Annotated in this window: 19 protein-coding genes; 16 read left to right on the forward strand and 3 right to left on the reverse strand. The window is 41.6% G+C overall.

The genetic code is table 11. From position 1 onward, the window contains the following. Window positions 1-57: 57 nt before the first annotated feature. From FTU46_RS03520 to FTU46_RS03530, 3 genes are all read right to left on the reverse strand, one after another. A complete protein-coding gene (locus FTU46_RS03520; RefSeq protein ID WP_010117449.1) occupies window positions 58-414 on the reverse strand; it encodes a DUF1304 domain-containing protein in 357 nt (118 codons plus the stop codon). Between the two features lie 60 nt (window positions 415-474). Further along, complete coding sequence (locus FTU46_RS03525; RefSeq protein WP_180104343.1) at window positions 475-690, reverse strand: KTSC domain-containing protein; 216 nt, start codon at window positions 688-690, stop codon at window positions 475-477. A gap of 107 nt (window positions 691-797) precedes the next feature. After that, a complete protein-coding gene (locus tag FTU46_RS03530) occupies window positions 798-1,532 on the reverse strand; it encodes a LexA family protein (protein ID WP_373686578.1) in 735 nt (244 codons plus the stop codon). A 129-nt stretch (window positions 1,533-1,661) separates the two neighbouring features. On the opposite strand from FTU46_RS03530, the gene FTU46_RS03535 reads away from it, so the two are divergent. The 16 genes from FTU46_RS03535 to FTU46_RS03610 all read left to right on the forward strand — a co-directional run bounded on the left by FTU46_RS03535 (window position 1,662) and on the right by FTU46_RS03610 (window position 15,269). Beyond that, entirely contained in the window at window positions 1,662-1,886 is a 225-nt protein-coding gene (locus FTU46_RS03535; protein WP_180047666.1) for an XRE family transcriptional regulator, read from the forward strand. A gap of 57 nt (window positions 1,887-1,943) precedes the next feature. Beyond that, window positions 1,944-2,435: a phage regulatory CII family protein gene (locus FTU46_RS03540; RefSeq protein ID WP_180047664.1), complete on the forward strand. Its 492-nt coding sequence runs from the start codon at window positions 1,944-1,946 to the stop codon at window positions 2,433-2,435. A 48-nt stretch (window positions 2,436-2,483) separates the two neighbouring features. Next, window positions 2,484-3,383 (forward strand): replication protein, encoded by a 900-nt coding sequence (locus FTU46_RS03545; protein WP_180104344.1) that lies wholly within the window; start codon window positions 2,484-2,486, stop codon window positions 3,381-3,383. Then, window positions 3,380-4,123 (forward strand): ATP-binding protein, encoded by a 744-nt coding sequence (locus tag FTU46_RS03550; protein WP_180104345.1) that lies wholly within the window; start codon window positions 3,380-3,382, stop codon window positions 4,121-4,123. Before FTU46_RS03545 ends, FTU46_RS03550 begins: the two co-directional genes overlap by 4 nt. A 250-nt stretch (window positions 4,124-4,373) precedes the next feature. After that, window positions 4,374-4,784, forward strand: coding sequence for a DUF559 domain-containing protein (locus FTU46_RS03555; RefSeq protein WP_180104346.1), 411 nt, complete (start codon window positions 4,374-4,376; stop codon window positions 4,782-4,784). After that, window positions 4,781-5,269, forward strand: a complete 489-nt coding sequence (locus tag FTU46_RS03560) for an antiterminator Q family protein (protein WP_180104347.1) — start codon at window positions 4,781-4,783, stop codon at window positions 5,267-5,269. Before FTU46_RS03555 ends, FTU46_RS03560 begins: the two co-directional genes overlap by 4 nt. A gap of 1,302 nt (window positions 5,270-6,571) precedes the next feature. Further along, window positions 6,572-7,012, forward strand: a complete 441-nt coding sequence (locus tag FTU46_RS03565; RefSeq protein WP_180104348.1) for a hypothetical protein — start codon at window positions 6,572-6,574, stop codon at window positions 7,010-7,012. Continuing rightward, window positions 6,972-7,613, forward strand: a complete 642-nt coding sequence (locus FTU46_RS03570) for a putative metallopeptidase (protein ID WP_180104349.1) — start codon at window positions 6,972-6,974, stop codon at window positions 7,611-7,613. The genes FTU46_RS03565 and FTU46_RS03570 overlap by 41 nt, the downstream gene beginning before the upstream one ends. A 47-nt stretch (window positions 7,614-7,660) precedes the next feature. Continuing rightward, on the forward strand, window positions 7,661-8,125 hold the full coding sequence (locus FTU46_RS03575; RefSeq protein WP_005236588.1) for a DUF2280 domain-containing protein: 465 nt from the start codon (window positions 7,661-7,663) through the stop codon (window positions 8,123-8,125). Continuing rightward, window positions 8,126-9,661, forward strand: a complete 1,536-nt coding sequence (gene terL / locus FTU46_RS03580) for a phage terminase large subunit (protein WP_179992503.1) — start codon at window positions 8,126-8,128, stop codon at window positions 9,659-9,661. A gap of 9 nt (window positions 9,662-9,670) precedes the next feature. Beyond that, window positions 9,671-11,155: a DUF935 family protein gene (locus FTU46_RS03585; RefSeq protein ID WP_180104350.1), complete on the forward strand. Its 1,485-nt coding sequence runs from the start codon at window positions 9,671-9,673 to the stop codon at window positions 11,153-11,155. 3 nt (window positions 11,156-11,158) lie between these two features. Next, a complete protein-coding gene (locus tag FTU46_RS03590; RefSeq protein ID WP_180104351.1) occupies window positions 11,159-12,358 on the forward strand; it encodes a phage minor head protein in 1,200 nt (399 codons plus the stop codon). Window positions 12,359-12,393: 35 nt separating this feature from the next. Next, complete coding sequence (locus FTU46_RS03595; RefSeq protein WP_180033888.1) at window positions 12,394-12,786, forward strand: hypothetical protein; 393 nt, start codon at window positions 12,394-12,396, stop codon at window positions 12,784-12,786. A gap of 57 nt (window positions 12,787-12,843) precedes the next feature. After that, window positions 12,844-13,809, forward strand: a complete 966-nt coding sequence (locus tag FTU46_RS03600; protein WP_180104352.1) for a hypothetical protein — start codon at window positions 12,844-12,846, stop codon at window positions 13,807-13,809. Window positions 13,810-13,812: 3 nt separating this feature from the next. Continuing rightward, window positions 13,813-14,184, forward strand: a complete 372-nt coding sequence (locus FTU46_RS03605) for a hypothetical protein (protein WP_034171155.1) — start codon at window positions 13,813-13,815, stop codon at window positions 14,182-14,184. Between the two features lie 5 nt (window positions 14,185-14,189). Next, window positions 14,190-15,269 (forward strand): major capsid protein, encoded by a 1,080-nt coding sequence (locus tag FTU46_RS03610; protein ID WP_180104353.1) that lies wholly within the window; start codon window positions 14,190-14,192, stop codon window positions 15,267-15,269. The last annotated feature ends 2 nt before the right edge of the window (window positions 15,270-15,271 follow it).

A 15,271-nucleotide genomic window follows, 5' to 3' on the forward strand; every position in this document is an offset into this window, starting at 1 on the left:
TTTTAAATTTCCGATACAGTCCCATAAATTTTAAAAGACTGCATCGGGTTCGCAGTTTTAATAACCCAAAACTACCGATATTATTGCTATTAGAGCAGGAACGGCTTGTATGAATATGATTTTTCGACTTGCTGTGATTGAACCGTACACACCAGCAACCAAAACACAGCCAAGAAAAAAATAGGCTAAACTCTGATGAAGTTCGGCCGGAGCAATAGCAGCCCACAATAGGCCAGCAGCTAAAAAACCATTATAGAGACCCATATTTTGTGCAAGTGGTTTAGTTATTTGAGCCTTTTCCGGCGTATTACCAAAGGCTTTCAATCCTTTGGGTGTCTGCCATAAAAACATTTCCAAAATCAAAATGTAAACATGTAGTAGTGCAATCAAAAGAATTAGTATTTTTGAAATCATTGCTTGTCATCCACTTTGTAATACTGCTTATATAAACAACTATGTTCAGGTTATTGCTACTTATCCAAGAAGCTGAATTCGTTTAAATTTCTTGTTCGTTTCAATATGGCTTTTATAAAATTTGTCTTTGTCTGCTGAATCAACAAAACCCCTGAAGGTACTTGCCTCCAAAAGCTTGTAAATAAACCGTTCACCAGTCCTAAGTACTACCGTTAATAAGAAGTGCTGATAAAACACATGGCTAATATTGCGGGAATTGACTTCAATTTTTTGCATGTCGCGCCTCACTCTTCGAAGGATCACAGCACATTAACTTTCAAATAACCCCAAGCCGCATATAGTGGCTTTTATTTCCACAAAGTCACCGGTGACTTACTTTCTTATTAATACTTAAAGTCTTTATGGTGCTGAACCACGACACCAATGATTGAAATTTCAATTTGAGACGAGTTGTAAGTAGGGAAGTCTGGGTTTAGTGGAACTAACTCAATAATATCAACTCCATGCTCATTGACCCCAACAACACGGTATTTTTTAAATGTAGTCATTGCTACACCATGCTGAATTTCCTGAGCAACGACTAATGAACCAGGCTTTGGATCTAAGGCTGCATCTACAACAATTTCATCACCTGGCATAAATTCAGGCGCCATACTCAAGCCATCAATCTCTAATGAGAAAACAGCATTAGGATCCTTTCCTTCGTAGGTTGTATAAGTCTCATCTTTCGGATGAACTCCATCGTATACAACCTCTCTCCACATGCCAGCTTGTACAAAATCTAACACCGGAATCTTCCTTAATTTCCTTCTTGATGGTCTTACATTAGAAACTGGCATCATCTCAGTCAGTTTTTCACTCTGACTAGCCTCATCTAAAGATATATTTACAGCACTTGCTTGATCCAAAAAGCCTTTTGGTTTGCCAAATGCTTCTTCTATTTTGAGTGCTGTTTCATCACCAATATTTTTAGTTGGATTCTTCCCAATGTATTGACTAAGTAGATTGTAAGAAAGGCCAACTTTTTCAGCAAAATCAGTACGACTCAAACCAGATTTTTTCATTAAATCTCGAGTGTTTTTAAGTCGTATTTCGTGAATCTGCATCAAGCTGGACATGCTAAACCCCATTATTAATTCCATTGTTAAATTTACCTATTAGGTAGAAAAAATAAATACCCTGATAGGTTGAATAAATTTTACCTAGAAGGTATATTTAATATTAATTTACCTATCAGGTGTATTTTCATGCGAAACCTATACGAATACTGGAAATCCTTAAGCGAGGATGAGAGACATATTTTTTGTTCTCGCGCAGGAGTGTCTTACGGCTACATGGAATCACATTTAATTCATGGTCGAAAAAAGCCCCGTATGGAAACCATCCAAGCAATTGTTGATGCCAGCAATAACAAACTATCCCACAAGAAATTGTTTGATTTTTTCTTAAAGAAAGCGCCTGACGCCGCCTAAACCAATTATCAATAATTTAACGTTTTTAATAAACGTGAACTTAATCAAGGTGTTCACATGGATATATCCAAGGAAAGTAAAACCGCACTACACAAGATGATTCACCAATCAAATGGGATTACACCCAAAGAGATTGCAGATGTTGTTGGTGTGTCTCACAACACGATTTTGAACTATGCCAATCCAAATATGGAAAACCATTTGCCGAGCCTAAAGGCATTTGAAGCAATGCTGACCTATACACAAAACCCAGCTTCTTTAAAAGTATGGGCGCATAAATTGGGTTTTGCATTAGTTCCAGTGGATCAAGCGGAAGGAAAGGATCATCAGCTAGGTGTTCTTGAATCATTGCTTGGTATGAATGTTGGGAATGGTGCAGCAAATAAGCAAGTTTTATCTGCTCTGGAAGATGGTGTGGTGACACCTACTGAAATGGATGAGACAGATCGCATCCTGGAAGAAATTGAACACAAAATTCAATCTTTGCGTAAAGCCATGAAAGGCGAGTGTGCAAAGTATTTGTCAGCACTACAAACAGAAAAAGCCTGACGTGGAAGGTCAGGCTCTTAGATTCATTAATTATCGGAACCAATGAATATGAAATCAAATTTAGCACATGAACCACCGCTACCTCAAGGGCAAGTAGTTCATTTTCCAAAAAATGAGCGCAAAGCTATGTCGCATAAAGAAGAGCGCTACACCAAGATGCCTAACACGTTAATTGATAGCCAGATTATGGCTCAACTGAACGATAAGGCATTTAAGTGTTTAATGTTTGTCATGCGTCAAACTATTGGATTTGACCGTGCATCCCATCCAATTGCTATCACTCAATTTCAAAAATATTGCGGTATCAAAAAACGCGATACAGTTATGGCATGTATTCGTGATCTGGAAGAGCTGGGTTTAATCAAAGTTGAGAGAACAACAGGTTGCCTAAACGAATATCAATTTACTCCTGACCAGTACCGCGAAAGGGGACTAGTACCGAATGATGGTAGTACCCTTAAAGGTGATGGGACTAGTACCACCAAACGGGACGGGACTAGTACCGCGAAAGGTGATGGGACCAGTACCGTTGAACGGGGCACTATTAAAGAAACACTTAAAGAAACATTTAAAGAAAACTTTAAAGAGAAAAACGCGCAAGAAAATTCAGTTGATCAGGTATTGAATCTCTGGACACCAGATTTACATTCTCTGAATTCCTGGTTACAACGATCAGGTGAAACTCCGATGACTCAAGAGCTGGTGAATCAGATTTTGCTTGAAGTGAATGCTCACTACGAACCACGTTTGAACGCAGGCTTGATTACAGACACCCAGATGTATTCAAACTTTGTGAAGTGGATCAAACGTAAATACACTCAAAAAACATATCAATCCTCTGAAAAACAAAATTCTAATCTGGATGTGAACACTGCCTGGAACAATCAACCGGTAAAGCAACATGCACCAGTGAATTCACCAGTACATATCCCGGAGGACTTCGTATGAACGCAATGTCGATGCTGAATCAGGGATTGAAACAAACACAAGAGATCTGCTCGAAACACAAAACCCCTATGGTACAAGCTGGGCCATTCCAGAAGTGCCCACAATGCGCCGTAGAGTTCCTGGAAGAACAAAAGCGAAATGCACAGGCCGAAATTGATCGTACCGTACGTGAAAAACACTTTGCTGGTGCAATGCTTCCAGAACGTCATGCTGAGTCAGGTTTTAAGAATTATATCGTTCAGCATGCTGGTCAACAGAATGCATTGAATCTGGTTGTTTCCTTTGCCAAAAACATGATCAGTGGCCACAAAAATAACTTTGTGATGGTAGGACCTACTGGTACAGGAAAAACTCATCTCAGCTGCGCAACAGCTCGGACATTGCTCAACAAGGGAAAATATGCACGTTACATCACCAGTGAGGACATGGCACAGAGAATCATGAATGCCTGGGAGCAGCCGGACGCTACAGAGAAGTCTGTGATTTATGACTTCACTCAGTATGACTTGTTAATCCTGGATGAATATGGGCTGCATGACCGTGATAAGCGTAGAGAGCTGGTGCACAAGGTTTTGTATGCACGCTATGACCGCATGAAGCCGACCATGCTGATTTCGAACCTGACATTGGCTGAGCTTCAAAAGGATTTAGGTGATCGTCTTTGGTCTCGATTTCAGCAAGGTGGTTTAACCGTAATGGAGTGCAATTGGGCGGATCAGCGTGTAGGAGGTGAGGTGTGAACATACCAAGCATCCAACGATTCGAAGAAATCAAGGACATCCTAGTGTATGTGGCCTTTTCTAAACATGAGGTCACATCAGCAGAGCTTGAAGAGCATGTATGTGACAAAACTAGATCTTCTTTAAATCAAAAATTGCGCGGTCTGGTTCAAGCGGGATACCTGGCTTTTAGATGTAATCACTGCACAAGGTTGTATGTGGCTACAGAAAAGACCAGACAGCTATTTGGAGTGCGTGCTGTGGGGGATACATGACCAGCTACTCAATCGCTGAATACAAAAAAATGGTGAAAGCTACTAAATCGAAAGGGCGCTCTAAGCGTCCTAAGGTGAAAGGCGAAAAAGTACCGAATGAGTTTGAAGCGAAGCTGGCTAGAGAATTAAAGGCATTAAAAATTAAGTTTGAGCAGGAGTTTTATTTTCATCCTGATCGCAAGTGGAGAGCAGATTTTCACTTAATAGATAAAAAGATTTTGGTAGAGGTTGAAGGCGGGATCTGGAGCGGAGGAAGGCACACAAGGGGTAAAGGCTACCTTGGGGATATGGAAAAGTATAACGCAGCAACAATGATGGGTTTTCAGGTAATACGGTTTAGTACAGATCAAGTGAAGTCAGGTCACGCGATCCAGCAGATAGAGAAGATGGTAGGGGAAATACGATGAATTCAGCAGTAACGATTATGCAGGCAATGGATTGGACTAAGTTTAGTGCTGAGGATTGGTTTCGTCAGTTTGGGGCTTGGATGAATGGGGATACTGAAACCATGGTGGTCATGGTGAAAACTATGCCTACTCGACGAATTACCCAGGAACAGCGTGAACGTCTTCTAGCAATGTACATGAGTGATAAAACGCTTAAGGATCGCTTATGCACTCAGCGCCGTGGCATTCGCTGTCAGATTGATGACAATGAAGCGCGTGCAATTCAGCGAGTAATTATTGAATTAAAAACTATTGAAGATGAAATTGTTCAGGAATGGGTATCAACATTATGGTCTCATTATGTAATGGGTAATTCATTGCGTGATATCGCTGAAAGCAACGATACCTCTGTACTCCAGATCCGCCAAGACCTGAAGTGTGGACTGGCATTTGTGAAGTGTCGCTATCCTCACTTAACTTTTGATATGTTTAAAAAAACCGTTTGACTGTGCGCACGGGGTATGCGATATTCGTGTTATAGTGATCGAAGTGTACGTTAAAGCACTAGATTGATTTAAAAGCTCGCCAAATGGTGGGCTTTTTTGCATTATGGCGGTTCCTATTAATTTCTAGTGGTTTTTAAATTAATGCCGCCACCCAGATTTACATACATCAAAGCTCGCCAAATGGTGGGCTTTTTAAGAATTCAAAGTTCATATACCCGCATTCCATGACTTGCGGGTATTTTTTTGTTTTGTGTAATGTGGATCAAGGACTTTGAGTGTTGAATGTTGAGATTTGGTATTGTATATTTTACCAAATGTTTAAAATTGGTATATCAGTATGTGGAATTTTGTAAAAAGTTTTAATAATTCTAATACTTATTTAATAATTTCCTTTGTTTTGTTGTTAGTGCTTTCTATGTATTTTTACGTGATAGATCCTATGTAAGAAAATTAAGTTTAAAAAGCTCGCCAAATGGTGGGCTTTTTTATTGCCCTGAGAAATATTAGTGTAATCATACCAAATTAGAATGCTTAATTAACCAGGAAGGAATCTTGCTTAGTTCGACAAAGTTAATGACATTATTTCAGCAATGAATATTATAAATTTATGTTTTATAAGTGAAAATAACTGACATTTCTTGCGACATGATTGCTTGATTGTCCAGGAGTAAAATTATGCTTAGATTACTGATGTGTTTATTCGGCTTCCACGGTGCGACTAAGATTGACTACACAATTGATGATGAAGAAATCAAGGTGTGCCGGGATTGTTTGAAAGAAGTTAAATAACAATCACTCAAGAAAAGAGCTGTTTCATAAAGCTGTAATACTTAAGCAATATAGTTGCTCTGCAAAAGAAGAAAGACGTTGTAACGCAAGTCAAGTCCGTTTAATTGGAGAGAGTTAAGCGGGCTTTTTTATTTCAAAATCGCCGAACGTATTACGGCAAACAAAGCCCCTCGCATTCTAGATGTTGAGGGGTTTTTATTTTTTAGAAATATAATAAATAGAATCCCGTATATCTTCCCCAAAAGACATACGGGATTGAAAAAAAACCTATGAAACCACCAAGTAGAGTCATAGGCTTGCTGTAAAATTTTTTATCAAGAGTTTTTTGTTGTGAAACAATCATAACTGTTAATAAAAACTAGTCAAATAAACTATTGTTTATTAAAAATAAATCATACCTTTTTAGTGCGAATTTAAGTTGCTAAAATGTAAAAGAATATTAAAAATATATCAATTAAGCTTATTCATTAGTTTGTCTAGTATTAGATAATCCCATAATAAAAGTAGGGAATTATGGAAATTAATACATATAAAGCTCTTGTCTGTAAAAAGCCGATTAAAACAAAACCTCGTAACAGACCATTACCTAAGCCTAGTGAGAAATACTTAGAAGCATTCGATCGACTGAAAGAGATTCTTGATCGGGTGGAAATCAAATATGAAGAATATTTTCATTTTAAAACCACTAAGCACTGGCGTTTCGATTTGCACCTGGTTGGCTATCTCACATTGATTGAAATAGCGGGTGGTCCGTGGTCTGGTGGCCGTAAGGGTAAGCTGGCTACTAAAGCATGGAGCATTGATCGTTATGACCATGCTGAAGAAATGGGATATCGGTATATACGCTTTGAAGTATCTGATATCTCATCATCCAACAGGGCTATACAGTGGCTTAGAAATTTAAAGGCATCTTATGGAACAGTTCAGACCATTCCCACCGACAGATCTGATTGATCAGGCCGAAGAAGAGGAAGCTATTCGCTTGGCACCTGCACCAGAGCTTAAAGAATGGGTCGTAAAGAATTGGCTTACTTTAGGTGGTGAATTGCACAACCCAGATCATGATCATATTGCTGAACTACTTCACGACAATGATGAGTTCCTTGCATTCGCCTGGGCTTCATCTGCCGCTCTAGCGAAAAAACGTATGGTATTAGGCCAGTGTGAAAAGGTTATGTTTAACGTGGGTGGCTGGAAGAAAGCACGCCAAGAACAACAGATGCGAGACTGGTTTAGTTTCGTACCTCAATATCTGATTACCGTTGACGCTACTTATTGTGAACAAGCTACAGATCGAGACTTCTGCCGGTTGATTGAGCATGAGCTTTATCACATCGGTGTAGAGCGTGATGAAGATGGCGAAATCATTTATAGCGATATGACTGGGCTGCCTAAGCATTACTTGGCTGGCCACGATGTCGAAGTGTTCTTTGGTGAGACTAAACGGTGGGGAGCTGATGACTCAGTGAAACGTCTCGTTGAAATTGCCAAAAATGCGCCGTTTGTATCTGAAACAAGTATTGCTGCGTGTTGTGGGAACTGTGTCATCGGTTAAATTTTTTTGCCTACTTTGCATGACGTAGCATGACAAAAGGGGGATTTATGGCAGCACTTAAAGAGCCTGTAAAAATATTTATTGTTCAAGCTCTTGCATGCCGTGATACCCCTCAAGAAGTTGCGGAGTTGGTCAAGCAAGAGTTCAACATCGAAATCGATCGTCGTCAGTGTGAAAACTATGACCCGACTAAATATGCAGGTCGCAATCTCGGGAAAAAGCTTGCAGATCTATTCAATCAGACTCGTAAGAAATTTGATGAAGGTTTAATAGATATTCCAATTGCCAGTAAGTATTACCGGCTTAAGCAATATCAGAAGCAACTTGAAAAAACCAAGAATGCAAAATTAGCACTCAAGATTCTTGAACAGGCTGCTAAAGATGTAGGTGGTCAATTCACTAACAGACAAGAAATTACGGGTAAGGACGGTGAAGCATTACAGACTACAGTTGTCCATGCTACTCAAGAACAGGTTGAAGCTGCGGTGAAGAAGGCCCAAGAGGAATATTAAATGGATCTGCAAACACAGGTTGAAAAGAAGCTGTGTGAGGATGAGCATTTATATTTCACTCGGCGATTCTTTAAGCCCCGCATGGGCTTTAAATTTACGGTGAATTGGCACCATGTTTATATCTCTTGGATTATTGATCAGGTCATTGCAGGTGAGATTGCAAATGTCGTCATCAATGTTCCACCAGGCGCGGGTAAAACTGAACTGACAACTAATTTAATCCCGCGAGGCTTGGCTCTAAATGCACGTTCTCGATTTCTGTATTTATCTTTTTCTCAATCACTGGTTGAGGGCGTATCAGACACGGCACGTGACATTGTGAAGTCGAAAGACTATCGATTGATGTGGGATTTAACGGTCTCCAATAGTACTGACTCCAAGAAAGAATGGAAGATTACGGTTGAGGACTATGATGTTGGCCATGTGTATGTTGCCTCCATGGGTGGACAGGTAACAGGACGGCGCGCAGGAACACTGGCTGATGATGGCTTTACAGGTTGTATCATCATCGATGACCCGTTAAAGCCTGAAGATGCTTTCAGTAAGATCAAACGAGATGCTGCCAATCGTAAGTTACTTAATACGGTGAACTCACGTAAAGCCAAGTCTGATACACCCATCATCATGATCATGCAGCGCCTGCATACTGAGGATCCAACCAACTTTGTCATGACAGGTAATTTACCTGGTGAATGGACTCAAATATCTATTCCGGCATTAATTGATGATAAGTACATTGCAACCTTGCCAAAGCATATTCAAAAGCTGGTACCGCGAGATGCTGAGCGTGATGAGCAAGGCCGCCAAAGTTACTGGCCAAAGAAAGAATCGCTTCAATCCTTATTACAACTTGAAAAGGGTGGCAAGGATAAAGAAGGTGCCACGGTATCCCGTTATACATTCTCTAGTCAGTACATGCAGCAGCCTAAGAAATTAGGCGGTGACCTGATTAAATCTGAATGGTTCGGATTCTATAAAGATATTCCAGAGCTTCAGTGGCGCGCCGTCCTTGTTGATACCGCTCAAAAGACTAAAGAGCACAATGACTATTCCGTATTCCTGCTGGTAGGCATGGGCATAGATGGAAAGTTGTACTTGCTAGATCTCTTGCGCGGTAAATGGGAAGCACCAGAACTGAATCGTCAGGCTAAAGCCTTTCTGGATAAGCACAAGGAATACACCTGGCATACCAAACCAATCCGCTACATGAAAGTAGAAGATAAGGCATCTGGTACCCAATTGATCCAAACACTCGGTACTTACTCGGGCGTTGCTGTAATTCCAGTCCAGCGCAATACAGACAAGCTATCCCGTTTCATGGATGTGCAAGTCCATCTTGAAGCGAACTATAAGGATAAACCGGAAGATCGTTTTGTGATGGTTCCTAAAGATGCACATTGGGTTGGCGAATTCTTTGAAGAATGTGAAGCATTCAATGCGGCATTTACTCATGATCATGATGATCAGGTAGATACGCTGATTGATGCAATTGAAGATGCAGTAATTGCGATTAATTACAGCCCTCCGGCTGCATAAGGTTGAGTTATGTCTAAGAAAAGGAAAAAGCCTGAGAATGCAAAACCTGAAGCTGGTGCACTGTATTCTCATGAGGCTGAACAGGCTTTAATCAGTTATCTGACCAAAATGCCAGACGGCGATGAAGTACTTCGAAAGGCTGGGGTCACACGTCCACGATTGAAAGTCATGATGTATGACGATGAGATTTATCAGGCCATTGAAAAGCGCCAAGATAAACTTGAAAGTGCATCATGGCGTGTAGAACCGATGGACCGACCGGAATCAAAAATCATCATGGAGCATTTACGTGAGTGGTGGTCTGAGATTCTTCTGGGTGCGCAGAATGCTCGCTGGTACGGATATTCTGTATTAGAGGCAATCTATACCAAGCCTGAGGAACCGAGCCTACATATTGACGGCGATACTATTACGCCGTTTATTGGTTTTAAGTGGATTGGTGAAAAGCCAATGCAATGGTATGAGCCTAAGAATGATGGTCGTCTGATGCTGCTGGCTAACTACAACACGACTCGACAGGATCAGGAAGTAGACCAGCGCTTCAAACACTTTTTGACACGTTGCAAATCTACTTATGAGAATCCATTAGGTGAGGCTCTTTTAAGTCGACTGTACTGGGTCTGGTTCTTCAAAACGTCTGGCTTTAAGTTCTGGGCCAAGTTCGTTGAAAAGTTTGGCTTACCAATGCTGGTTGGTAAAACTGCCGGCAAGACGACAGATATGCGTGATGCACTACTTAGAGCGCATGCCAGTTCGGTAATTGCTTTAAGCGGTACAGATTCGGTAGAGATCCAGACAGCCAATACCAATGGCAACGCATCACAGACATTCGAAACTTTTGACAAGAACCTTGAGCGCCGTATTCAAAAGGTGATTCTGGGTCAGACTTTAACCAGTGGTACAGATGGTGCGGGCTCTCGTGCTTTGGGTGATGTGCATCTTGAAGTGCAAAACTCAAAGTATAAAGCCGATGTCCGGATGATCATGCCAACGATACAAGCCATTATTAACGCGCTATGTGATATCAATGGCTGGGAACGCCACCGGGTCATCATTGGTGAAGAGAAATCACTGGAAGAGCCTAAAGCGGATCGTGATGTGAAGTTAAAGAATGCCGGTGCAGTCTTAACGCCACAATACTTTAAGCGTGAATATGGTTTGGAAGATGGTGATGTGATTGAGCAGCCTCAAACTGCCTTCAATCAATTCACCGCTTTACCGCGTCAGGCATTCAACTTTAAGGCAACAGCAAACAAGCTCTCACCAGAACAGCAGGAAGTTGAAGAACTGACTGATGGTCAGGATGAATTGCAGCTACTGAAACCAGATCAGGTCAAGGAATTGGTATTCAAGTCTGATAGCCCTGAAAGTCTGGCTTATAACCTGATGCAATTAATACCTGGCGCAACTCAGACACAGTTCACAGCTAATTTAGATCAGGCTTTGTATGCTGCAGATGTATTGGGGTATGTGACGGCTCAAAACGGGAAGTAAGCTATGCAACCAGTCACGTTTCTTGAGGCGCTTCAGTACGCTCACAGTAAAAAGATCGTGCTACCTGATGAGTTTTATTCAATGGATCTAAAGACCCGGCAGATGGCAACCACGGTAAGCTTTCTGTCTAGTCTTGAGCAGATTGAAACTATCATTAAAGCGGTGAATAAATCGATTGCCGACGGCGGTACCTTTAAGGATTTTCAGAAGCTAATTGAAGAATCTGAAATCATTCTGCCAAAGCACTACCTGGACAATGTGTTCCGTACCAATATCCAAAGTGCTTATGGACATGGACGATGGCAACAGCAGCAACGAAATAAGGCTAAACGACAATACCTGATGTACTCAGCTATCGATGATAGTCGGGTGCGTCCTAGTCATTTAGCTTTGAATCGTATCGTACTGCCGATTGATCATCCATTCTGGCTAACACATTATCCTCCCACAGGTTTCCGCTGTAGATGCACGTGCGTAGCTTTAACAGAGAAGCAGGCATTGAAATACGGCATTACACCTGATGATCAGTTGCCTGAAATTGCCGAGGCTTTGGATTGGAGTTCTCACCCATTGCAGTTTGGTGAACTTGAATCACTGGTGGATAAGAAAATCAGTGCTTCAAATCTGGATAAGGAGTATCTCCTCGAGCAGAAGGAAGTCATCAGGGCAGAATGGACGGCGAGTAAAAAGCTCACCAGTCTGTTTGCTCCGATGAATGATAAGACTCGGGACTTATTCGATACGGTGGCCAATACGGTTATTCCACTTGATCCAAACATTCGTCCAAGTGCGATTCGTACTTTCTTGGATTATGTGCAGGGCAATGATGCCGCACTGACTGGCTATTTAAACTCTGCTACAGGCTCACTAGCTGATGATGTACTTAAGCGCTGGCTGAGTGCAGACATGGCAGCGATTCAAACTGTGGCAAGCAATACGGCTTCTACCGTAGTAGGTGCTGCAACTCTTAATCAAGTAGCGGCTTATCAAGTCGGGCAAACAGTTCAATTTAATGCGCCGTTACTGATGGCTGACACAGCTTCAGATATCGTGATTAAGATCGAGAATGCTAAAGGCTTGGGTATTGATCTGGATATGCTGAATGCTGGTAACGGTGTTCTCATGCCGATAGGGTTATCTTTTGAGGTTGTTTCGATTGAGACGGTTGAAGGGCAAATGGTTTATACTTTGAAACTATTATAATTGATAAAATTAAACAGATTCTAAGTATGGTTAATATGAATAAAACTGAGGCTTTCAAGAAGTTAGGTGCTACCCAGAAGAATACAGTTTGGTCTGTTTCTGCTTTTAATGAAGACAAACAACTAGTTTTGAGTTTGTGGCAAGACTTCTTTAGAACAGAAAATAGAAAAGCAATTTATAGTGATTCAATTTCTAGATGGCATGGGCATGGAAATAAAGAATTTAGAGAAAATCTCTTGATTGCACATGAACAGAAAATGCCTATTAGAGCCGTGATAGCACGTACAAATAATATTGAAGGTGTTAAACGTGGCGAAGATGCGAGTAAATTCCAAAATACATTTTCACCAAAACTAGATTGGATTGGAGAAATTACTTTCTGGGATGGGGATAATTTTGAAATCACATTCTTACAAATCGCTAAGTAATTAATTCTTAGAAAACAAAACCGCCTTAATTGGCGGTTTTTTTATGGAGCATGAAAAATGCCAGATCCAAATGAAGAACGGCTGAAGTATTTATTTAATGCCTCTGCGATTGAGGTACCCAAAGCCCAGGAAGGGCAGAAACGGAAATTTAAAGGCACTGCTTATGCCGGTGGGCGTGTAGATGGTCACTGGTATTGGGGACGCTCTGGCGTGGTCTTTGATCTTGATGGTATCGAGATTGATAAGCCGACAGCCTTATTAGAAGAACACTTTGGCTCAAGTCGAATCGGTGTTGTTCAAACGGTAGATACCAACGGAAAGATTGATGTATCTGGTGATTTCCTCACTAATGCCAAAGCACAGGAAATTGTCCAGGACTCTGATGATGGTTTCCCGTTCCAGATGTCGATGATGATTGATCCGGGATCGATTGAAGAAGTGTCTCAAGGCAAAACGGTCACTGTAAATGGTCAGTCATTTGAAGGCCCAATCACCATCTTCCGTCAAAACCGTATTCGTGAATTTACGATCTGCTCGACTGGTGCTGATCGCAACACATCAATTAAAGCCTTCTCGGGCAAAGCCAATCCAAACCCAACCAAAGAGGACACCAACGTGACCGAATTAGAAAAAGCACAACAGGCCAAAGAGCAGGCAGAGCGTGAGCGTGATGATGCCCTAGCTGAACTTAAACAGTTCAAAGCACAGAAACGTGCTGATGAAATTACAGCTTTAGAAACTGAACTTAAAACGCAATTCAGTGCAGAGGATAAAACCGCTTATACCAATATGGATGATTCGGTTTTTACCTTCGCGGCTAAGCAACTTCGCCAATTCTCGGCAGGTAATCAGCAACCACCAGCTGGACAACAGCAACAACCTGCACCAAATGTAAATCCGGCATTTGCTCACCTGTTTAGCCATCAAGCTAATCCGGGGCAAGGTGGCCAGTCGAATAATACCGACACTCACAAATTCACTTCTGGTGCACAAGCATTCGCAGAACAAAACAAGGGGAAATAATTCATGAGCCAGGTTATTCCAAAAATTACGGTCCAGTCTAAAAAGCTGGTCCTAGACAATGAAAAGTTACGACGTGCCAATGCCAAAGTAACTACCGCTACAGCCTATAAAAAAGGTGACTTACTTACACTTTCAGATGCGAATGTACTCACACACGCTACTGATGAAAAAACATGGGATGTGATTTGTGGCCAAGACGTTACGGCTGCAGAAGCCACAATCAAGGCCGCTGATGGAATCGAAATTCCGGTCTACTACGGCGGGGTTTTCAGTATTGAAGCTGTATCGCTTAATGGGACTTTGCTTGCTGCTGAAGAATATGATGCAGCGCGTGCACAGGCAACTAAAAACAAAATCGAACTTTCTAAGGTGTAAACAACATGCCACAGTCTTTTAATATTGAAGGTGCTCCACTTGAACTTCTTGATGTGGGTGAGCTGGCACTGATCCACTCGAATTACCGTCCAATGGACACATGGCTTTTAGATAAGCTTTTCCCTAATCGCCCGTTATTCACGCGTGATGATGTGCCACTGGCTGAATTATCAGCTGAACATGATCTGGCACCACTGGTATCACCGCAACAGCCTGGTAAGCCATTTGATACTACTCAATCTGGTGAAGTACGCCACGTTAAACCGGCTTACTACAAGCCAAAGAATCAGGTCACTCCAGCAGAAACTTTTGAAATTGCCTTGCTTGAGCGTTTACGTACTGCAGGTATCATCTCAACTGGTAACCAGCGACTATCTGAGCAAGAGCAAATGATCATTGCTCAAATCTCAGTGATGAAGCGCAACCATGATGCGATTGATAACTCAGTCATGATGATGGCTATCGATTTACTGAAAAATGGTAAATACACGCTTCACTCAGATGATTATGAGCTCAACCTGGTGGATTACCGTCGTGATGCGTCTTTGACATATACGCCGTTGGTCAAATGGAATGAAGCGGGTGCCAAGCCAGTAACGGATATTCGCACCATGCTTGAACGTCAATTGGCTGCTGATGGTGGTGAAGCTAAGCTGTCTGTTATGTCTGGCTTGGTTTGGGCGGCTCTCTGGAACAATGAAGAATTCAAAAAAGAATTCATCACGCCATATGCGGGTATTTCTGTTCCAGTGAATCCAAGCTTTGGTGTAAAAGAATCAGCAACCTTCAAAGGAACCTTTGATGGAATCGAATTCTGGGTATATGACGCAACTTACCGTAACAAAGGTCAAGTGAAGCGCTTTATTCCTAAAGATTACTTCTCACTAATCTCTGATACCAATGGTTCGGTAGCTCACTGTAAGATCAAGAACATGCTGGCCAACGGCGTTGCTCAGCAGTACTTTAACCGTCAATGGTACTGTGAAGATCCAAGCGGCATCATGCTGATGACCGAATCTGCTCCACTGGTTGTGCCGTCTAATAAGAACGGTGTCGTTGGTGGTACTGGCTTTATCACTCTATAAGG

The sequence above is a fragment of the Acinetobacter sp. YH12108 genome (genome assembly GCF_013419055.1).
GTDB lineage: Bacteria > Pseudomonadota > Gammaproteobacteria > Pseudomonadales > Moraxellaceae > Acinetobacter.